This window comes from Corynebacterium faecale (genome assembly GCF_030408735.1).
Classification (GTDB): domain Bacteria; phylum Actinomycetota; class Actinomycetes; order Mycobacteriales; family Mycobacteriaceae; genus Corynebacterium; species Corynebacterium faecale.
On sequence record NZ_CP047204.1, the window covers coordinates 2316371 to 2336898 of the forward strand.

A 20528-nucleotide genomic window follows, 5' to 3' on the forward strand; every position below is an offset into this window, starting at 1 on the left:
CTACGCCTCCTTTCGGATGATTCGGCTGAGGTAGTTAGCGGACAGGACAACAGCGATGATGACCAGACCAGGCAGGACGGTCAACCACCAGGAGGTGGCCATGTAATCACGGGCATCGGAGATCAGAAGACCCCACTCCGGGGTCGGTGCCGGTGCGCCATAACCCAGGAAGCCCAGGATGGACAGCTGCAGAATGGCGGAACCGAACTGCAGCGCCGCCAAGGCCAGCACCGGGGTCAGGGAGTTGGGCAGGATGTGGCGGAACAACACCTGGGTCTGCGTACCGCCGGAACCATAGGCGGCCTCCACGAAGTCAGAACCAGCGACGGTCATAACCTGGGAACGAGCCAGGCGGGCGAAGGTAGCCACCGAGGTCACACCCACCGCAATGGCGGCGTTCATGGTGCCATAACCCAGCAGGATGATGACGGACAGGGACAGCAACAGCGCCGGGATGGACAGGAGCACATCCACGAAACGCATGAGCAGGGTGTCCACCCAGCCCTTCTGTGAACCGGCCAGCAGACCGATCAGGGTGCCCACGATCAGGCCAACGAGCACGGCGAGCAGCGCACCCAGCAGGGTTTCGCGCGCACCATAGACCACACGGGCATAGAGATCACGACCCACGGAATCAGTACCGAACCAGTGAGAGGCACTCGGCTCCAACAGCGCGGTGGTCTGTGAGTGGAAGGGGTCCTGGGCAGTGAACAATCCCGGGATCAATGCCATGAGGACGGCGATGGTCAGCACCACCATGGAGATGATCGCGCCGGGGCGGGTCCACGGATTGACAGTGAAACGGCGCTTGCGCCCCGGATCGGTGGCACCGGTGCGCTGGTTGCCGAACTTCAGCTTCTTGGGAATCTGTGCGTTAGTCATGGGTTATGCCCTCTCCCTGCGACGCAGACGTGCATCGAGAACCGGGTACAGCAGGTCGACGATGAGGTTGATCAGGACGTAGATGGCGGCGGCGATGACCACGATGGCCAGCATCACCGGGGTGTCGCGATTGGCCACCGCATTGACGGTCATCGCACCGATACCCGCGCGTCCGAAGACGGTTTCCGTGACCACTGCACCACCGACAAGTTCACCGAACAGGATGCCCGCCATGGTCAGGGTCGGCAGCAGCGCATTGCGCAGCACATTGCGGAAGAAGATCCACATCTCACTGGCACCCCGTGCCCGGACTGCAGCCACGAACGGCTGATTCTTCACTTCCTCAATGGAGCGGATGAATACCTGAGCCAGTGGGGCCGCGATGGGAATGGACAATGTGATGGTGGGCAGGATCAGTGCCTGGCCGGTGGAGGCACCGATCACCGGCACCCAACCCAGGCGGAAGGACACCACCTGGATCAGCATGATGCCGAGCCAGAAGCTGGGCAGGGAGATGAACAGCGGTGGCAGTGCGTTGAAGATATTACGGATCCAGGCGAAACGATCCAGCGTTGCCAGGATGGAGATGCCCAGCGCCAGGACCACCGCGAGAGCGAAGGCCAGGATCGCCAGGATGAAGGTTCCGGGGAAGGCCTCAGCGATCATGGTGGCCACCGGGGTTCCGAATTGAACGGAAAATCCTAAGTCACCGGTGAGGAAACCACCCAGAGACAGGAAGAACTGACTGATCAGTGGCTGATCAGCGCCATAAGATTCCCGGATCTCCTCCAGCTGCGTCGGGGAGAGTCCCAGGTCCGGGCTGGCATAACGCGCGGTGACGGCGTCACCGGGTAGTGCAGACAACAGGATGAATGCCAGTGTGAAGGTGACCAGCAGCACCAGGACCGCCTGGCCGATACGGCGCAGAATCTGTGCGGTGCTCATTTAGTCCTCCTCCTTGAGGGTTGCTTCTCCATTGACGCCGGATGCAGCATCGGTATCGGTGCCATCATCAGTGCCGTCATCTGAGCCGTCATCTGCGCTGTCTTCCGAAAAGTCCAGATAGGTCTCATAGAAGTCCGGACGACCGATCACCTCAGGCGCGAAGCCCTTGACATAGGGCTGCAGACCGTAGACCACGGGCTCTTCGAACAATGGCAGCACATAGGCCTGTTCGGTGATGTAGTCCTGGGCGGCGGCGGATGCTGCGGCGCGGTCTTCCTCCCTCGCACTGGAGGCGATGGCGAAGAGCAGTTCCTCCAGCCTCTGATCGCCGATGTCCTCGGTGCCGTCGGCTTCCGTGGTGAGGTTGAGGAAGGCGTTGCGGTTGGTGGAGTAGAACTTGGACTTCAACACGTCATAGTCAGCGCGGCCAACCATGGAATGGCGCACCTGGATGTTGTCCATGTCCAGGGAATCGGCGGTCTGGGTGGCATGGTCACCCGGGTTGAGGTTGACCTTGACTCCGATTTCGGAGAGCTGATCCTGCACCATGGTGGTCACCTCGCGGGAGCGGGGCTGCGGGACGGCTTCGTTGAAGGTCAGTTCCAGAATCTGGCCGTCTTTTTCACGCCAGCCGTTGTTACCCATGACCCAGCCGGCCTCGTCGAGGAGACGTTCAGCAGCTTCAGGGTCATAGACATAGGCATCCACCTGTTCCTTATAACCCAGCGCGTTTGAGGCGAGGGTGGAGGTGGCCAGCTTGTAGGAGGAGCTGAAGAGCACATCCATGATGGTTTCCCGGTCCACGCCGTGGATGAGCGCCTGGCGGACACGGATGTCCTGCAGGATGGGGTGTTTGAAACGGAAGAAGTATCCGTTGTTTACACCGCTGGTGGAGTTCCAGACCACGTCGAGGCCCTGATCCAGGAGGTGTGCCTCCACGGGTGCCTCGATCTGCCGGGCGATGTCGGCCTGCCCGGAGACCAGTGCACCGGTGCGCACGGATTCCTCAGCGGCCAGGACGTATTCGATCTCTTCGAGTTTGGCAGGTCCCTGATGTTCACGGGCTGGTGGTGCCCAGTTGTAATCTTCACGGCGGGTCAGCGTGAGGTTGGTGCCCAGGGTTTCACCGGTGATCACGAAGGGGCCGGAACCGATGACGTTCTCGGCATTGCCCGGCGCGAACTGTTCGGTGGCCAGGTCGAGGGTGTCGTCGGAGTAGAGGCCGGCGTTGAAGGAGCTGGTGGCCTGGGCGAAGCCTGGTGCTGGTTCTAAGAAGTGGAAGCGGACGGTGTTCTCGTCGATCACTTCGCCGTAGTCATAGCTGGTGATCTGCTCCGAGGTGGTCAGGCGGCGGTCTGGATCGCCCTTGCCGTAGAGGTCGAAATTCTTGACCACGTTCTCAGCTGTCAGAGGGGTGCCGTCGGAGTAGGTGACATCGGTGCGGATGGTGAAGGTGAACTCGGTGGCGTCGTCGTTGATCTCTGGCAGGGCGGTGGCGATCCACGGTTTGAGCTCGAGGGTCTCCGGGTCCTGGTAGAGGAGGCGGTCGGTGATGTTGTTGACCACGGCGCCGTTGGGGTAGAACCCTGCTGATGGCGGGTAGAGCGTGGCAAAGAATCCGGGTTCCAGATAGGTGAGGCGGTCGCGCTCCCCTTCTTCGGCGGGTGCGCTCGTGCATCCGGCGAGTACGGCCAGGCTGGTGACCACGGCGGCTACCGATCCGGCAAGTCTGCTAAACCGAGCGGTATGCTTGTGCCGACCGCTCGGTTCATTCGCCCGTTCATGGCTTTTACCATGCGTGCGCTGTCCTGACACTGGGGTTTCCTCCATGGATTCGTTAATTACTTTCCTTATCAGCTAATTTATGCACTGAAAGATAGCACATTTTTAGACAGATCGGTATTATAGCGATAGACCGAACAGTCTGTTTTGTTTCATTTTCTTCTTTGAGCAGGAGCTTCCCGTGAATACGCCCTCGAGTTCGCCCACCACCACGCCCCCTGCCCAGGTTGCGATCGTGGGCGTCGGCCCCCGGGGCATTTCGGTCATTGAGAGAATCGCCGCTGCACTCAACGCAGCCCACCAGAACAGCCAGCCCGACCAGGGCCTTATCCTCCACCTCATCGAGGATTCCGAGATGGGTGCCGGCAACATCTGGCGCACCGACCAGACCCGCACGCTGTGCATGAATACCCTCGCCGGTGCCGTCACCCTGTTCACCGAACCAGGATCCACCGTCACCGCCCCCGTCGTGGAGGGCCCCATCCAATACGACTGGATCCGACTGGTCCGCGGTGATGCCGAGGACACCCTCACCGACATTCCGTCAGCGGCCGTGAAGCTCTTCCGTGATCATCCACCGGCTACCCACGTCGCAGAGGACTTCCGTGAAGAACTCGAGCAGACCCTCCCCCAGTCCAATCCCTCACGCGCCCTCTACGGCGCATACCTGCGCTGGGCTTTTGACGTTGCCCTTGCACTTCTCCCCAACTGGGTCCGGGTGGAACAGCACCATGCCCGCGCAGTGAACATCCGTGAAGACGGCGAGCGCGACATCATCACTCTCTCTGATGCCACGATGGTCACCGCCGACGCCACCGTACTAGCTGTGGGTTGGCAGACCCCTGCCGCCAACGCCGAGGAACAGGCACTGGCACAGGCCACCGAGGATTATCCTGAGTTGACCTGGATCCGCCCCGGCAACCCCGTGGAGCAGAATCACCAGGACATCCCTGCAGGAGAGAAGGTACTGGTCAGGGGCTTAGGGATGGGCTTCTTCGACATCATGGCCCTGAGCACCATTGACCGTGGCGGCGTCTTCCACGAAGATCCCTCCACCAGGTCCGGCCTGCGCTATGAGCCCTCCGGCAACGAGCCGCACTTCATCATCTCCTCGGGGCGTGGTTATCCCTACCTGCCCAAATCTGATTACAAATCACTGCCGCCGGGTGCAAAACTAGCCCGACTCAAGGCTGTCATCGGTGCCCTGAAAGCGCAGAACCGTGGGCTGGCCAGCATCAACTATGACACGGAAGTGTGGCCGGCAGTAGCCCGCGATGCCTATGAGGCTTTCTACGAAAATCTCCACCGCGTATCCCCCGAGGCCATCACCACATCATTGGAGGCCATCACGGTGACGATCGATGAGGTGGACGTCGATAAGCTTCCCACCGCACTCCGCGCCCACGTCACCTCGCCCGCCCACGTCTTCGACCTGCATGCCTGGGAGTATCCGCTCGCAGGTGCCAACGGCACCATCGAGGAGCTCACCGCACGCATCGCCGACCGCATGGCCGCCGACATCCGGCATGCCGAGCTTGCCTGGGACAGCCCGTTGAAATCCGCATTGTGGTCCATTTCCGCCTCGCGCAAACCCAGCGGCATCCTCGGTGCGGAAGGTCGCCTGACCTTTGAGTCACGCCGCAGCCGCTACGCCGCTGTCATGGCGATCGGCCAGATGGTCGGCTCTGGCCCACCGCTGTTCCGCACCCGCGAGCTACTCGCGCTCGTTGATGCCGGCCTGGCCACCTTCGCCGGCGCCCGCCCACAGGTGAGCGTGCAAACAGACGGGAACGCCGCCACCTGGCAGCTCACCTCTCCGACGACCGGTGATCGCCCGTTGCGCTCAACCACGCTTATCGACGCCTGGATGCACAGCCCCGATATCCGTGTCCCGAGTGATCCCCTCGGCCAATCCCTCATGGCCGATGGCCGGGTACGCGCTTTCAATAACTACACCACCGATGGCACCGCAGCTCCCTCCGGTTCCCCGGAGGTGGATCCCACCACCCGCCTGTTGATCCACCCCAACGGCGACGTGGACAAACGTGTCCAACTGATCGGCATCCCCACCTACGCACAGCTGCCTGACACCACCATCTCCCCCATGCCGGGTACTGATCCACTCATGCTCCAGGAGACCGATAAAACTGCCATGAACCTGCTCCGCCGTATCGGCTTAATATAAGCGCAAACTGAAATAGTGCCTCCTCCGGGATAGAGTCGGGGGTTGGGCCCTTTACCCACGCCCACCTTTAAACAACCAGTTGTTTTCCCAGGAGTGAACTTTTCATATGTCTAAAACCCCTACCGGTTATACAAATTTCAACGGCGATGTCATCGAGTTCGGTTCTCCCGAGGCCCTGGCAGAGGAGGCACGCACCACCTCCCTGGACAAGGAGCGGGTGTTCCATTCCTGGTCCGCCCAGGACAAGATCACACCGAAGGCCTGGGCAACCGCACAGGGAGCCACCCTCTATGACTATGAGGGAACAGCCTTCCTGGACATGGGTTCCCAGCTGGTCAGCGCCAACCTGGGCCATAACCATCCGGCACTGGTCGAGGCGATCCGCACTCAGGCCGGACGAATCACCAACCTCAACCCCGCCTTTGCCAATGACATCCGTTCCGAACTTGCGGACCAGATTGTGAACAAGGCACAGGGCGAGTTCTCCCACGTGTTCTTCACCAACGGCGGTGCCGATGCCATCGAACATGCGGTGCGCATGGCGCGTCTGCACACCGGTAAGAACAAGATCCTCTCCGCCTACCGCAGTTACCACGGCGCCACCGGTTCCGCGATGATGCTCACCGGTGAGAACCGCCGCCTGGGCAACCCCACCACCGACGGTGATATCTATCATTTCTGGGCTCCGTTCCTCTACCGCTCCTCCTTCTTCGCCGAGAACCAGGAACAGGAATGCGAACGCGCACTGAAGCACCTGGCGGACACCATCGCCTTCGAGGGCCCGGACATGATCGCGGCCATCATCCTGGAACCCGTGGTGGGCTCCTCCGGGATCATCGTGCCACCTGCCGGGTACCTCGCGGGTGTGCGTGACCTGTGCGATCAGCACGGCATTCTCTTCATCGCCGATGAGGTGATGGTGGGTCTGGGCCGCACTGGAAAATTCTTCGCCTACGAGCACGGTGGCGCTGATCTGCAGCCGGACATGATCACCTTCGCCAAGGGCATCAACGCCGGTTACGCCCCGCTCGGTGGTGTGGTGATGACACAGGCCATCCGCAATACTTTCGGCCAGCAGGCCTACTCAGGTGGCCTGACCTACTCCGGCCACCCACTGGCCGTGGCACCCGCGCTCGCCGCGCTGGAGGTCTATGAGGAGGAGAAGATCTTCGAGCGCGTGGCCTCCCTCGGGGAAAACATGATCGCCCCACGCCTGGCAGAAATCGCAGAGAAGCACTCCGCCGTGGGAGATGTCCGTGGCATCGGTTTCTTCTGGGCCCTGGAATTTGTCACGGATGCGGAGTCCAAGACCCCTGCCGGTGCCGAGGCCATGGCCGCGGGTGCCGCGGCATTCAAGGAACACGGTGTCTGGCCGATGATCTCCGGCCACCGTTTCCACATCGCGCCTCCCCTGGTGACCACCGAGGAGGAGCTGACACAGCTCCTCGACGCGGTTGACGCCGCCACAGCGGCAGTCAGCGCCGAGGTACTCGCACTGGCCGGCTAGTCAGTGCTTAATTCCGGTCGGCCAGCTCCACCCGTGGGCGCACGTCCACGTTGGTGATCTGGGTGGTGGGACCTGCGTCCACCACGAACCGGATGGCTCCCGCCACCTCCACCGGGTCGATATAGAACTCCGGTTGGTAGGTGGCATTCTTTTCTTCCATGAGGCCGCGCAGCATCGCGGTGTCCGTCGGCCCCGGGCTCACGGTGGACACCCTCACCCCATATCCGGACTCTTCCTTACGCAGGGCATCCGCCAGGCCACGCAGTGCGTGCTTGCTCACCGCATACACGGTGTTGCCCGGGTGTGCACCATGACCGGCACCGGAGTTGATGAACACCACCTGCCCCTGCGCGCTGCGCAGCGGTTCCAGGAGTTGACGGGTCAGCTCAGCCGGGACCACCACATTCAGATCCAGGTGTTTATACCAGTCATCCCTGCGGGCGGTCTCTACAGAATGGTGATGGGCGATGGCGGCGGCGTGGATGAGAACATCCACCCGCTCCAGACCTCTGAGTTCTTCAATCCCTCCCCCATCCAATACGTCTGCCACAATATCGGTGTCCACGGCCACAACATTGTCCAGCTGTGCCAGTTCTTCCAGCACATCCTTGTTGCGCCCAAGCGCATAGACCTCATGGTCCCGGGCAAGATTTTTCACAATCTCCACGCCCATTCCCCCGGTCGCTCCGGTTACAACAGCCAACGGTTTAGACAAAGCGATTCCTTTCCAAACTATTTTCCCACCCTGAAATAGGTGGTTAAACAAACACATCGATCTGGTAGAAGCAATTCTATGGATTTGATGGTCTTATAGGCGTAACCTGATTAATCATGCCAAGCGAAACTTTAAAGCCTGTCGCCGCAGCCGAGGCGTCCCCGACCACGGGGTCAACCGGCCGTCGTCCCGGACGTCCAACCCAACGAATTCTCACTGTTGATTCTATTGTTGACCGTACCCTCGCCATCGCCGGCCAAGAGGGATTTGCCGCAGTTACCATGAACCGCCTGGCCCGGGACATGGGTGTTACCCCGAGGGCCCTGTACAACCACGTGGCTAACCGCCAGGAGATCGTGGACCGCGTCTGGGTCCGCATGATCAATGAGGTCACGCTCCCTGAACTGGATACCGACGAGTGGCGGGATTCCTTCCATGTGCTGTGGAATTCCCTCCGCACACAGTTCCAAAAATACCCACGGTTGCTCCTCGTGGCATTGGATGAGCACATCACATCAGCTGGCACCTCCCCGATGCGCATCTCGGTGGTGGAACAAGCCCTCACCTTCTTCACCTCCATCGGCCTTTCCCTCAGGCAGGCCACTGTGGTGAATGAGATGCTCATGGCAGACCTGTTCAGTTTCGCACTCACCGCTGATTACCACTATGGCAGGCGTGATGAGCAGACCCGCGCCATGACCTTCCAGCCGGTTCCCGAGCCGTGGTTGGATCAGCACCCCGAGGTGGATGCTCCCCTGGCCCGTAAGGCAACAAAAGAGTCCGTCAGCACCGCTGACGAACTCTTCGGTTTCATCGTGGAGTCCCGGATCGCCTATGTGGAAAAGGTCCTCGGGCAATAACCCACTGTTTTATGTCAGTTCATTGAGGGCCTGCTCAACATCGGCGAGCAGGTCCTCCACATCCTCAATACCGATGGAGATACGCACCAGGTCACGGGGAACCTCCAGCTGGGATCCAGCTGCAGACTGGTGGGTCATGGTGGCCGGGTGTTCCACCAGGGACTCCACACCACCGAGGGATTCAGCCAGGCAGATCAGCTTGGTGGAGGTACAGAACTTCTTGGCTGCCTCCTCGCCACCGGCGAAACGGACGGAGATCATTCCGCCGAAACGCTTCATCTGTCGTTTGGCCACCTCATGGCCGGGGTGGGTTTCCAGGCCCGGGTACAGCACCTGTGCCACCTCCGGGCGGCCATCGAGGAACTCAGCGATCTTCTCGGCGTTGTCGCAGTGACGATCCATGCGGACACCGAGGGTCTTGAGCCCACGTCCGGTGAGATAAGCATCGAACACGCTCGGGATCGGACCGATGCCGCCCTGCATGAACAGCAGTTCCTCATCCAGTGCCTGATCATTGGTCACCACGAGGCCACCGACCACATCGGAGTGTCCACCGATGTACTTGGTGGTGGAGTGCAGCACGGCGTAGGCACCGAGCTTCAGCGGCTGCTGCAGGTACGGGGAGGCGAAGGTATTGTCCACCACCAGCTTGGCGTTGGTGCCTTCAGCGGCGGCTGCCACGGCTTCGATGTCGGTGATGGCCAGGGCAGGGTTGGTGGGGGTCTCCACCCAGATCAGCTTGGTGTTGTCCTTGATGGCGGCCTTGACCTCGGCGACATCAGAGGTATCCACCACTGAGTACTCGACACCCCAGGCGGCGAAGACGGTGTCGATCAGCCGGAAGGTTCCGCCATAGGCGTCATTGCCCAGGATGATGTGATCCTGTGGCTTGAGCAGGATGCGGAAGAGGATATCGGTGGCGGCCATGCCTGAGGAGAAGGCGCGGCCGTATTCTGCACCCTCAAGGGCTGCGACGGTCTGCTCGAGGGCGGTGATGGTCGGGTTACCGACACGGGTGTACTCATAACCGCGGCGCAACTCGTTCGGGCCGTTCTGCGCGAAGGTGGTGGACGCATAGATCGGGATGTTGATCGAGCCGTAGTAATCATCCGGCTCATATCCGGCATGGATCGAGGCGGTGGAAAAACCCTGGTTGGTGGGGTTGGTAGACAAGTTGGATCAACTCCTGAATATAAACTGCGGGGCTGTGCGCAATAATAGACCAAGCTGTCCATTTATTTCCAAACCCGCCCCCATTAATTTCAGGGCCTCATGATTCGAAGGCGAACCAGCGCCCCCGCACCTGCTCCAGATGCACCGGAATCCCGTAGAGGTCTGCGAGGTTGTCCGCTGTGAGCACCTCCCCCACCGGTCCTGCCGCCAGCACGCGGGCATCCCGCATCATGAGCACATCGGTGGTGGAGGCGGCGATCTCCTCGACATGATGAGTGATCATCACCGTGGTCAGCTCCGGCATCTCCGCCCGGAGGGTGTCCATGACGCGAAGGAGGGTCTCACGCCCGGGAAGGTCGAGGCCGGTGCTCGGTTCGTCGAGAAGCAGAAGCTCAGGCGAGGGCATGAGTGCACGCGCGATCAACGTCCGTGCCCGTTCGCCCTGGCTCATGGCAGACCAGCGCCGGTCGGCGCGGCCGGTCATGCCGACCAGCTCCAGGAGAGCATCCCGCCGGATCAGGTCTGCCGTGGTGGGGTCCCACCGGGCGAGCAATCCGCTGGAGGCGGTCAGTCCGGTCAGCACGGCCTCGTGGGCGGGGATGTCATCGAGGCGCTGCTTGGGATCCACATATCCGATGTGGCGGCGCAGCATGCGGGTATCCACACGCCCGAAACGGTGACCGAGCACATCCACCGTGCCCTCAGACGGGTAGAGATGGGTGCCGGCCATATTCAACAGGGTGGTCTTCCCCGCACCGTTGGGCCCGAGCACCGCCCAGTGGGAACCACGGGGGATGCGCAGATTGATATCAGTGACCAGATGTTTCGAACCGCGGCGGACAGTGACATCGTCGAATACCAGACAATCGGCGGGTTGGTGGGGCATGGTGTTCACCCTATCAATCCACCTGCCCGGGGAGCGGGCATAGACTTGGGGGTATGACGAGCACGGAGAATTTCTATGACAGCGTGGGTGGCGAGGAGACCTTTTCCCTCATCGTCCACCGTTTTTATGAGCAGGTGCGCACCGATGACATCCTCGGTCCGATGTATCCGCCGGATGATTGGGAGGGCGCGGAGCAGCGCCTCAAGATGTTCCTGGTCCAGTTCTGGGGTGGGCCCAAGGATTATTCCGAACAGCGTGGCCACCCGCGCCTGCGCATGCGGCATGCCCACTACCCCATCGGTGACACCGCCGCGCAGCGGTGGCTGGACCTGATGAGCAACGCCCTGGACAGCCTGGATGAGGGAACTCTCACCACCGATCAGCGCACGGCCATCTGGGATCACATGCTGCGTGCCGCCGATATGCTCATCAATTCCAATCCTGATCCCCATGAGCGCGGGGAGTAGAGCGGGGACAGTAATCCGGGTTTAGAGTCAGGGTCCATGACTCGGATCCTTGAAGTGTTACGTAGTTTTGGTCTCCTGGGAGTGACCGCCTTCGGTGGCCCCACCGCCCACCTGGGGTATTTCCGGGAAGAGTTCGTGGTGCGGCGCCGCTGGTTGAGCGACACCGACTACTCGGAAGTGGTGGCCATCAGCCAACTACTGCCCGGCCCCGGCTCCTCCCAGGTGGGCCTCGCGCTCGGTTATCACCGCGCCGGTTTCGGCGGCCTGCTGGCCGCGTGGTTCGCCTTCACCCTGCCCGCGGCCGTGCTGATGACGGCGTTCGCAATGCTTTTCGACGCGCCCTCCGCCGGCTGGACGATGGGTCTGCTGGCGGCTGCGGTCGCCGTGGTGTTCCACGCGGTCAGCGGCATGGCGAAATCGATGGCGTCTACAAAGATCACCGCCACCATCGCCGTGGCGGCCGGGATCACCGTCCTGGTGGTGCCCTCCACGATCACGCACCTGGCGGTGATCGTGGTCGCTGGCATCCTGGGCGCCCTGCTGCTGCGGGCTGCCACTGCCCCTACCGCTGATCAGGGCACCGGAACCCGGCCGGTGCCTGCCTGGGCCGGTGTGGGCTCACTGGTGCTCCTCGCCCTCGGCCTGGTGGCGGCGGTGCTCGCCGGCGGTTTCTACCCTGCCTTCTTCCAGGCAGGCTCCATTGTCTTCGGTGGCGGCCATGTGGTGCTGCCCGTCCTGGAACAACTACTGGTGGTGCCCGGATGGATCGGACAGACAGAATTCCTGGCCGGTTATTCAGCGGCTCAGGCTGTGCCGGGCCCGATGTTCTCCTTCGGCAGTTACCTGGGTGCCCTCCACGCCGGTGTGGCGGGGGCGGTGATAACCACGGTGCTGATCTTCCTTCCCGGTGCCCTGCTCATGCTGGCCGGTCTGCATTTCTGGGGACGGTGGCGCACCCACCCCACGCTGCAGGCGGCGGTGCGCGGGGTCAACGCCGGTGTGGTCGGACTGCTCGGCGCCGCACTCTACGATCCCGTGTTCACCCACGGCATCACCGGAGTGGCTTCACTGGCCATCGCCACGGTGTGTTGGCTGGGCCTGGCCAAATGGAAAATCCCGCCCTGGGCGATCGCAGTGGGATCTGCCCTGGCGGGATGGATACTGCTCTAGAACTCAGAATACACTGAGCCCCAGACTGGAGGAATGATAAACCGTGCCGAAGGGGGCATCCACCCGTGTCCACCGCCCATTGACCGAGACCCGCAGATGGCGGGGCACATCATCGGGAGCGGCGAAACCGGGGATCAACCCCAGGGAGGTGCAGGTGAAAATGGTCCGCATCTGGATGTGTGCGGTCTGCCCATTGCCGTCAACCGCGATGACCTCCTGGTCCATCAGCGAGGACGGCGGCCCCATCGGACCGGAGAACTGCCGGGCGAGGGCCTGGCCCTGATCCGCCAGCTGACGGACAACGGTGACCGGGATATCATCAACGAAGGTGAATCCGGCCGCAGGCGGCAATGATCCCGGCCAGTTGGCATCACGTGCGGGGCCGACTTCAGTAGTGGTGTGCGCCAGGGCCTGCAATAAGTCCGCTGCACCCACCGTGGCACCGTCCCGCCCGGCGACACCGCTGATTCGACGTGAAGCGGTCACACCGAAGGGCGTGGTCACAAACACATCAACGGTATCGGGGGTCAACTGCCGGAAGCGTGCGCTGGCAGTGGATTCCATGCCCACGGCACGGGCCACCAGTGCCTGGAGGCCCGCAGCACCAGCGGTGACGGTGAGAGTTTCTGGAGCAACCACTAGGCCTCCAGGGCCTCCTTCTCCTGAACCTCAGAGCTGGCGACACGGGTCAGGACCTTGCGCTCAGTCTTGCTGATGGATCGTGGGGCCGCAGTCTGGATATTCACCGTGACCTGCACACATTCAAGCACGCAGCACACACGACCGGTGCGGTCCTTGACTTCCTGGCGGGTGGTGAAGGACGTGTTGCCGATCTTGGTAACCACGGTCTCCACGATGGCGGTGGTGGTGTCCGGAAGGATCGCCCGCAGGTAATCGACCTCAAGGTGGCGGACAAACACAGCCGGGATCTCATAACCCCGCTCCCGGAACTGATCCTCGGCGAACGCCAGGCGCGCCTCCTGGGCGATTTCAATGAATGCCGCGTTGTTCACGTGTCCGAAACGGTCAAAGTCAGACCAACGTAGTTCGACCTCCGCGGTGTGGAGGGATTTCAGTTTATTTTCTTCGCTGGCTGCCATGGATTAGCCTCGGCCTCTTTCTTTAAAGGGTGTTCATGCGTCTCGCAAGCATTCTACCGACGACCATAGCCGCCGTGTAGTTACAACGGAGTTACTGCGGAGCTACTGCGGAGTTACTGCTCATCGGGGGAGCTTTAGCTGGAAATATCACCGCCCGCCTCCCATGGACTCGGGATGCGGGCGGTGAAGGTGTCAATCCGGGAAGACCTAGCGGGTCAGCTTGCGGTGGGTGACACGGGAAGGACGTGCGGCATCAGCACCGAGGCGCTCCACCTTGTTCTTCTCATAGTCCTCGAAGTTACCCTCGAACCAGTACCACTGCCCCTCAGCGACATTGCCCTCCCAGGCAAGGATGTGGGTACAGGTACGGTCCAGGAACCAACGGTCGTGCGAAATGACCACTGCGCAACCCGGGAAGTTGACCAGGGCGTTTTCCAGGGAGCTCAGGGTTTCAACGTCAAGGTCGTTTGTCGGCTCATCGAGCAGGATCAGGTTTCCGCCCTGCTTCAGGGTCAGCGCCAGGTTGAGGCGGTTACGCTCACCACCGGACAGGACCTTGGATGGCTTCTGCTGATCCGCGCCCTTGAAACCGAAGGCGGACAGGTAGGCACGCGACGGCATTTCGTTCTGGCCGACGATGATGTAATCCAGTCCGTCAGAGACGACCTCCCAGACGGTCTTCTCCGGATCGATGTTCTCACGGCCCTGGTCCACATAGGACAGCTGGACGGTCTCACCGACGGTGACGGCACCGGAATCCGGCTGCTCCAGACCGACGATGGTCTTGAACAGGGTGGTCTTACCCACACCGTTCGGTCCGATGACACCAACGATGCCGTTACGCGGCAGGGTGAAGGACAGATCCTTGATGAGGGTGCGGCCATCGAAGCCCTTGCCCAGGTTCTCCACTTCCACGACCTTGTTGCCCAGGCGTGGTGGGGTGGGGATCTGGATTTCCTCGAAGTCCAGTTTCCTGTACTTCTCGGCTTCGGTCACCATCTCCTCGTAGCGCTGCAGACGGGCCTTGTTCTTGGCCTGACGTGCCTTCGCACCGGAGCGGACCCAGGCGAGTTCATCCTTCAGTCGCTTCTGGAGCTTCTGGTCCTTCTTACCGGACACCTCGAGGCGCTCGGCCTTCTTCTCCAGGTAGGTGGAGTAGTTGCCCTCGTAGGGGTGCAGCTTTCCACGGTCAACCTCACAGATCCACTGAGCAACGTGGTCGAGGAAATAACGGTCGTGTGTGACAGCAAGGACGGCGCCCTTGTAGTCAGCGAGGTGCTTCTCCAGCCACAGGACGGACTCGGCATCCAGGTGGTTTGTGGGCTCATCGAGGAGCAGCAGGTCAGGCTCGGACAGCAGCAGCCTTGCCAGTGCGACACGACGGCGCTCACCACCGGAGAGGTGGGTGACCGGCTCATCGCCCGGAGGGCAACGCAGGGCGTCGAGTGCCTGCTCGATCTTGGAATCGATCTCCCAGGCGTCAGCGGCGTCGAGGGCTTCCTGGAGGACACCCATCTCGTCCATGAGCTCATCGGTGTAGTTGGTGGCCATTTCCTCGGCGATGGCCTCGAAGCGCTGCTTCTTCTCGAAGATCTCGCCCAGACCCTCTTCAACGTTCTGGCGAACGGTCTTCTCTTCGTTCAGCTCAGGTTCCTGCAGCAGGATACCGACGGTGGCACCCGGATCCAGGAAGGCGTCACCGTTGGAGGGCTGATCCAGTCCCGCCATGATCTTCAGGATGGAGGACTTACCGGCACCGTTCGGGCCGACGACACCGATCTTGGCGCCTGGGTAGAATGCCATGGTGACATTGTCAAGGATGACCTTGTCACCGATGACCTTGCGCACGTTTCTCATCGTGTAGATGAACTCGGCCAATGTATCCCCTTAAATGCGATATTGCGTTTGAGTACTCAACGCATCAGATTACATGAGCACGGGGGATAAAAGCACCCTGGGCGGGCTGATTCCCAGGCCGGCGGCGAGACCACCGGCCTGAGGGCATCAGAGTGACCCTAGTAATTCGGCTGCTCCCCCTCCCCTGCGGTACTGGCACCGACGAGTTCCCTGTTCTGCTCCCCTGAGGTTTCCTTTTCGGTGTCAGGGACGGGTGCCTCCTTCTCCGACTGCCCGCGACGGTTGGGATCGGGGTAATCGGCATCGTTGCTTGCGGGGAGTTCGACATCGTCGAGGTTGCTCTCCAACGGTGGGCGGGCATCCCGGTACCCGACCTTGTAGTAGTTCATGTCCACGCCGATGGACATCGCCCTGATCCGGATCTCCTGATTCTTCACGGCCTTGGCCTCAGGATCAGCACCGGGCGGAGGGGTTTCCCATTCATTGGTGTACAGCATGCCCTGGACGATGACAGCGGTTCCCCTCACCAGCGCCTGGTGGGCGTTGATGCCGAGCCTGCCCCAGGCCTCCACGTTGATGTAGAGCTGATCGATATTCTGCCAGTCCGTGCCCTTCCGGTAGGAGCGGGATGAGGCGATCCTGATGCGGAGCACGCCATCGGTCTTGTCGGTGTTGGTGTGGTAAACGGGATCGGTGATGATGCGGCCGGTGATGGTGATTGGTGTGTTGTACATGTGGATCGTGACTTCCTTCTTCGGTGTTGTTTGTGGTGTCACCGCGCAGTCTGGCAGGAAAGGAAAGATCCGTAAAACACCGAAGGCGTCAGCCTGTGGATCGTTTCGGTCTATCCACAGGCTGACGCCGTCGCGCCCGAGGGGCGCTTGACAAAGGGGCGTCGAGAAGCTCTTTATTCTTTCTTGAATTCGGTGTTGTAATAATCGGTATGGGGATCATGCCCCTGACTCATACGGGAGAGCATCTGGTTGTATTCCTCCATGTCAGCGAAACCAGTCTCCGCGGCGCGCTGCTCGTACTTCTGCTCCACCACACGCTCCTCCCGCAGCCAGCCACGGAAGAGATAACCGAAGACCACGATGAGCGGGAAAGAACCGGACGCCCACGCGATGCCACCGCCGACGAGCTGGTCATAGGCCAGATCGACATTCCACGGCAGGTCGAGACGGGTGTAGAACTCCTCCGCCAGGATCTCCTGCAGCTGCATCAGGTACACACCGAAAAAGAGGTGGAACGGCATGGAGAAGGTCAACCAGGCCAGGCGGGAGACGTGGGTGCGTTCCACCGGGGTGGGATCCGGGCCGATCATCTCCCAGTAATAGATGTAGCCGGAGATGACGAACACGAAGTTCATGATCAGGTGGCCCGCATGTTCCGAGACCATCAGGTCATACAGCGGAGTCAGATACAGGAAGTAGAAGATCAAAATGAACTGGATCGTGTTGACCGCCGGGTGCATGATGAAGCTCATCAGCGGATTGTTCACCATCGCCTTCACCCAGTCATGTACATTCGCCCGACCAGGCTCGCCGGCATCCACTGATTCCATGATGAGGGTGAGTGGCGCGCCGAGCACGAGGAACACCGGAACCACCATGGACAACAGCATGTGGGCGATCATGTGCATGGAGAAGGTCGCCGGCATGTTCATGCCGATACCAGAGGACACGGTGACCACCAGGGTGATGCAGCCAAGGATCCACCAGAAAGTACTCAGGTGGTTCCACTTCTTGCCCTTACGGTGCAGGACGTAGAGCCCGCGGAGATAGAATCCGGCGAGCAGGATACCGATGGTGCCGAGCATGATATCGAAACGCCACATGGTGAACACCGAAGTGAGGGTGGGTTCCTCGAAGAGCTCATATCCCATCTCAATCGCCATATAGGACATGTTCGGATCACGTGGCGGTGGTGGCGGGGTGCGGCCCATGGAGATGGCGATACCCACGACGGCAGCCATCACGATGACCTCCACGATGGCGACGCTGGCGAATAGACGGGAGTTGGTGGGATCCTTCCGAATCTTAGGGAGAGCCGCCGCACGGTGAATGAGGCCGAAACCAGCCAGAATGATCACGCCGATGGACTTGGCCAGGACGATCAGGCCATACCGTGTGGTGAGCCAATCCGACCATTCAATCCGGATCGCGGCATTGACAACACCGGAGGCGGCGATGCCGAACAGGGCGAAGGTGACGATATTGGAATACCGCCTGACCGCCAGATCAAGGTCCGGTCCGAGGCGTCGGCAGTGCGCCACCAGCGCCATCAGCCCACCCACCCACAGCACCATGAACAACAGGTGCCACAGCAGGGAGTTGGTGCCGTAATCGTGGTTGCCTCCAGCAGCGGAGTGGCCTTCCAACCCCAGGGGAATGATCATGGCGATCGAACCGATGAACAATAACGGCTGAGCCAACCAACGGTGTGTGATCAGGCCGGCGACACCGGTGAGAAACGCGAAACCGGAACACCATGCCCACGCTTTGGCCAGCGCCACCTGTTCAAAGGCCACCACCCAGTTCGCAGGCTGCACCGCGGTGGAAAATGGCTGACCCGACAGATCAGACATCACCAGCGGGATCATGAGGATGCCCACCAGTCCGAAACAGATCGCAGCGATGGAACCGGTACGTGCCGCCAGTATTCCATCAACATTGAGTTCAGAGCGACGGAGATCATTGATCCCGTCCACGGTGCGGGGACTGATGAGGAAGGTCGAAGCGAGGAAACTACCCACCGACAACGCTGCAATCATCCACCCCGCAGCGCGGAGGAATGGCAGACCTGCTGTGGTCAGCGCCCCCGGATCAGGGATACCGAGGGCCGCCAGGGAATCAGAGAGGAAACCCCACGAAATCGTGCCACCGACGATGCCTGCCACCACGATGAAAAGGACATACAGCGGCCAGGTGGAACGGACACTACGGTTCTTCACCGGTTGCTGTGCCCTGACGTTGGGGGTGGTTGTGTTCATTTCACTACTGCCATCAGGGGCCGCCGGGGACTGCCCGGGGGTGCCACTGACTGCGACCTGCTCATCCATATCCCCCAATCTAACCCCGCCCAGCCGGGATCCCTAGTCGACCAGGTTGGGCAATCCGGTTGGCAGCCGAACCCGGGTGTGCGCTAAAGTTCCTCAACGGACAGTTTTGTGGGCAGCCACACAGTGGGGTCAGTGAACCTTTCCTGCGTGCACCATATATAGTGTATTTCTTGGATACGCTGGTTCACCTACCATTGGTGATCATGAGCAGTCCGACGCCTCCATAGCTCAGTGGACAGAGCAACCGGCTTCTACCCGGTTGGCCGCGGGTTCGAATCCTGCTGGGGGCACAAAGTTCATACAGTTCAGGGCACTCTTTCGGGGCGAAGGGGTGCCCTGACTTTTGTTTTCCGGGTTCGAGGTGAACCCGCTTGACCACACTTGATCCCCATCGCCCTACCCCATGACGTGGGTGAATCCGCCCAGATCATTCGGGAAATCACCCGACCAGACGGCGCATCCCGGGCACTGGTCAGGCCGGCAAGGCCCATCGAGCGGGTAAGCCAATTTCTCGTAGCGTGTGCTCTGTTTGCGTGACCAAGAGGGGGCCACAATGTGCCCCAAGTCACTATATTGGGGGTCATGACAAAGACCAATCCTTATGTCTCATCTTTCCTCAGTTTATCCGAGCAGGTCCATGAAGCCGGACTGATGCGGCGTAGGTAAGGATTCTATTGGACCCGGATCCTATTCTGGACCTTGTCCAGCATCGCCACCTTGGGGGCGGTGATCCTGTTGGGCGATACCTGGTATCAGCTCATCCTCGCTGGATTTTTGGGATTGGCAATGTCCCAGCTCGGATTCCTCAGCCATGAGGCCACACACCAGGAAATATTTGCATCACGCAGGTGGAATGAATGGACGGCCCGGGTGCTGGGCAATCTGTTCATCGGTTTGAGCTATGGCTGGTGGACAAATAAACACAGCCGGCACCACGCGCAGCCCAATAAAGAACGCTGGGATCCTGATGTGACCCCCGGGGTGTTCTCGATGACGCCGGAAGCAACAGACCAGCGGAGTGACCTCCGTGCCAAACTCTCTCAATATCAAGGTTTCTACTTCCTCTTATTGCTTCCTTTCGAAGGTTTTTCCCTGCACATTTCCTCCGTGCGCGCTGTTTTCTTCTCACGTCAGATGAAACTTCGTTGGGTGGAAATCATCTTCCTCAGCATAAGACTGATCGGTCTACCACTGTTTTTGTTTATCGTTCTGCCCTTCTGGCTGGCCTTGGCCTTCCTCTTAGTCCAGGTTCTTGTCTTCGGGTTCCTCCTTGGTGGGGCGTTTGCCACCAACCACATCGGCATGCCGTCTGTCCCTCATGATGCAGAGATAGACTTCCTCCGTCGACAGGTGTACATGTCCCGCAATATTCGCGGTGGCCGGGTGGTGCACTTTCTCATGGGTGGGTTGCAGTATCAGATCGAACACCACCTCTTCCCAAGAGTGGCCCAACCGCATTTACCCGAATTGCAGAAAATGGTGCGTGAACAGTGCTCACAGCTGGGAATCCCCTACACTGAAACCACACTGGTGGATGCCTTTTCCACCATCATCGCCTATCTCAACCAGGTCGGGTTGAAAAACCGCGATCTCTACACCTGTCCATTGGTCCGTCAATATCGGGGTTGAAAGATCAGAGAGAACATATGAAGATCACTTTGAATTACGACACGTGTATTGCCTCAGGTAACTGTGGCTTCATTGCCCCACGGGTGTTCCAGAACCTGAAGGAGCATGAGGGTTTCGTCAGCTTGATCTGCGAGCACCCACCAGCAGAAGAATGGCCTACGGTTCACCGCGCGCAACATCTCTGCCCCTCGGGAACCATCTTCATCAAAGAGTGATTCCACGGGGTACTGCTCATCGGCGACCTCCTTTACACCCACCTGGGCAAGTCGATCTTGCAACAACTGGCAAGTCCTTGAAAAGTGCCTGATC

General features: G+C 60.5%; 18 protein-coding genes and 1 tRNA gene. 7 read left to right on the plus strand and 12 right to left on the minus strand.

The features are described from left to right. Genes CFAEC_RS10525 through CFAEC_RS10535 form a run of 3 tightly spaced genes read right to left on the minus strand, consistent with a single transcriptional unit; the run spans nucleotide 1 to nucleotide 3534 of the window. Nucleotides 1–882 (minus strand): ABC transporter permease, encoded by an 882-nt coding sequence (locus tag CFAEC_RS10525; RefSeq protein WP_290276670.1) that lies wholly within the window; start codon nucleotides 880–882, stop codon nucleotides 1–3. Nucleotides 883–885: 3 nt separating this feature from the next. Next, nucleotides 886–1827, minus strand: coding sequence for an ABC transporter permease (locus CFAEC_RS10530; protein ID WP_290276672.1), 942 nt, complete (start codon nucleotides 1825–1827; stop codon nucleotides 886–888). Next, nucleotides 1828–3534 (minus strand): TIGR04028 family ABC transporter substrate-binding protein, encoded by a 1707-nt coding sequence (locus tag CFAEC_RS10535; RefSeq protein WP_290276674.1) that lies wholly within the window; start codon nucleotides 3532–3534, stop codon nucleotides 1828–1830. A gap of 256 nt (nucleotides 3535–3790) precedes the next feature. On the opposite strand from CFAEC_RS10535, the gene CFAEC_RS10540 reads away from it, so the two are divergent. Both CFAEC_RS10540 and CFAEC_RS10545 read left to right on the plus strand, forming a co-directional pair. Continuing rightward, a complete protein-coding gene (locus tag CFAEC_RS10540; protein WP_290276675.1) occupies nucleotides 3791–5794 on the plus strand; it encodes an FAD/NAD(P)-binding protein in 2004 nt (667 codons plus the stop codon). 106 nt (nucleotides 5795–5900) lie between these two features. After that, nucleotides 5901–7301, plus strand: coding sequence for an aspartate aminotransferase family protein (locus CFAEC_RS10545; RefSeq protein WP_290276676.1), 1401 nt, complete (start codon nucleotides 5901–5903; stop codon nucleotides 7299–7301). Nucleotides 7302–7308: 7 nt separating this feature from the next. On the opposite strand, the gene CFAEC_RS10550 is transcribed toward CFAEC_RS10545, so the two are convergent. After that, nucleotides 7309–8016, minus strand: coding sequence for an SDR family oxidoreductase (locus tag CFAEC_RS10550; protein WP_290276678.1), 708 nt, complete (start codon nucleotides 8014–8016; stop codon nucleotides 7309–7311). Nucleotides 8017–8132: 116 nt separating this feature from the next. On the opposite strand from CFAEC_RS10550, the gene CFAEC_RS10555 reads away from it, so the two are divergent. Beyond that, the gene (locus CFAEC_RS10555; protein ID WP_290276681.1) at nucleotides 8133–8876 is read left to right on the plus strand and encodes a TetR/AcrR family transcriptional regulator; all 744 of its coding nucleotides are present in this window, start codon (nucleotides 8133–8135) and stop codon (nucleotides 8874–8876) included. A 9-nt stretch (nucleotides 8877–8885) separates the two neighbouring features. Here the strand turns inward: CFAEC_RS10555 and CFAEC_RS10560 are convergent, their stop codons facing one another. Together CFAEC_RS10560 and CFAEC_RS10565 are read right to left on the minus strand one after the other, a co-directional pair. Continuing rightward, nucleotides 8886–10049, minus strand: coding sequence for a cystathionine gamma-synthase (locus tag CFAEC_RS10560; protein ID WP_290276682.1), 1164 nt, complete (start codon nucleotides 10047–10049; stop codon nucleotides 8886–8888). 97 nt (nucleotides 10050–10146) lie between these two features. Then, nucleotides 10147–10935 (minus strand): ABC transporter ATP-binding protein, encoded by a 789-nt coding sequence (locus CFAEC_RS10565; RefSeq protein ID WP_290276683.1) that lies wholly within the window; start codon nucleotides 10933–10935, stop codon nucleotides 10147–10149. A gap of 53 nt (nucleotides 10936–10988) precedes the next feature. Between CFAEC_RS10565 and CFAEC_RS10570 the strand changes: the two genes are divergently transcribed. Then, on the plus strand, nucleotides 10989–11402 hold the full coding sequence (locus CFAEC_RS10570) for a globin (protein WP_290276685.1): 414 nt from the start codon (nucleotides 10989–10991) through the stop codon (nucleotides 11400–11402). Between the two features lie 36 nt (nucleotides 11403–11438). Continuing rightward, the gene (gene chrA / locus CFAEC_RS10575; protein ID WP_290276687.1) at nucleotides 11439–12572 is read left to right on the plus strand and encodes a chromate efflux transporter; all 1134 of its coding nucleotides are present in this window, start codon (nucleotides 11439–11441) and stop codon (nucleotides 12570–12572) included. 3 nt (nucleotides 12573–12575) lie between these two features. On the opposite strand, the gene CFAEC_RS10580 is transcribed toward chrA, so the two are convergent. From CFAEC_RS10580 to ctiP, 5 genes are all read right to left on the minus strand, one after another. Continuing rightward, the gene (locus CFAEC_RS10580; protein WP_290276689.1) at nucleotides 12576–13211 is read right to left on the minus strand and encodes a DUF8185 domain-containing protein; all 636 of its coding nucleotides are present in this window, start codon (nucleotides 13209–13211) and stop codon (nucleotides 12576–12578) included. Continuing rightward, the gene (locus CFAEC_RS10585) at nucleotides 13211–13672 is read right to left on the minus strand and encodes an acyl-CoA thioesterase (RefSeq protein ID WP_290276691.1); all 462 of its coding nucleotides are present in this window, start codon (nucleotides 13670–13672) and stop codon (nucleotides 13211–13213) included. Before CFAEC_RS10585 ends, CFAEC_RS10580 begins: the two co-directional genes overlap by 1 nt. Nucleotides 13673–13879: 207 nt before the next feature. After that, nucleotides 13880–15550, minus strand: a complete 1671-nt coding sequence (gene ettA, locus CFAEC_RS10590) for an energy-dependent translational throttle protein EttA (protein ID WP_290276693.1) — start codon at nucleotides 15548–15550, stop codon at nucleotides 13880–13882. Nucleotides 15551–15687: 137 nt separating this feature from the next. Continuing rightward, a complete protein-coding gene (locus CFAEC_RS10595) occupies nucleotides 15688–16263 on the minus strand; it encodes a single-stranded DNA-binding protein (protein ID WP_290276694.1) in 576 nt (191 codons plus the stop codon). 173 nt (nucleotides 16264–16436) lie between these two features. Further along, nucleotides 16437–18590, minus strand: a complete 2154-nt coding sequence (gene ctiP / locus CFAEC_RS10600) for a copper transport/cytochrome C oxidase assembly protein CtiP (protein WP_435384230.1) — start codon at nucleotides 18588–18590, stop codon at nucleotides 16437–16439. 217 nt (nucleotides 18591–18807) lie between these two features. Between ctiP and CFAEC_RS10605 the strand changes: the two genes are divergently transcribed. Further along, nucleotides 18808–18880: transfer RNA gene (locus CFAEC_RS10605), tRNA-Arg, on the plus strand. A gap of 409 nt (nucleotides 18881–19289) precedes the next feature. After that, complete coding sequence (locus tag CFAEC_RS10610) at nucleotides 19290–20219, plus strand: fatty acid desaturase family protein (RefSeq protein WP_290276695.1); 930 nt, start codon at nucleotides 19290–19292, stop codon at nucleotides 20217–20219. A gap of 53 nt (nucleotides 20220–20272) precedes the next feature. Here CFAEC_RS10610 and CFAEC_RS10615 read toward each other — a convergent pair whose 3' ends face one another. Next, a complete protein-coding gene (locus CFAEC_RS10615) occupies nucleotides 20273–20500 on the minus strand; it encodes a hypothetical protein (protein ID WP_290276697.1) in 228 nt (75 codons plus the stop codon). Nucleotides 20501–20528 lie beyond the last annotated feature (28 nt).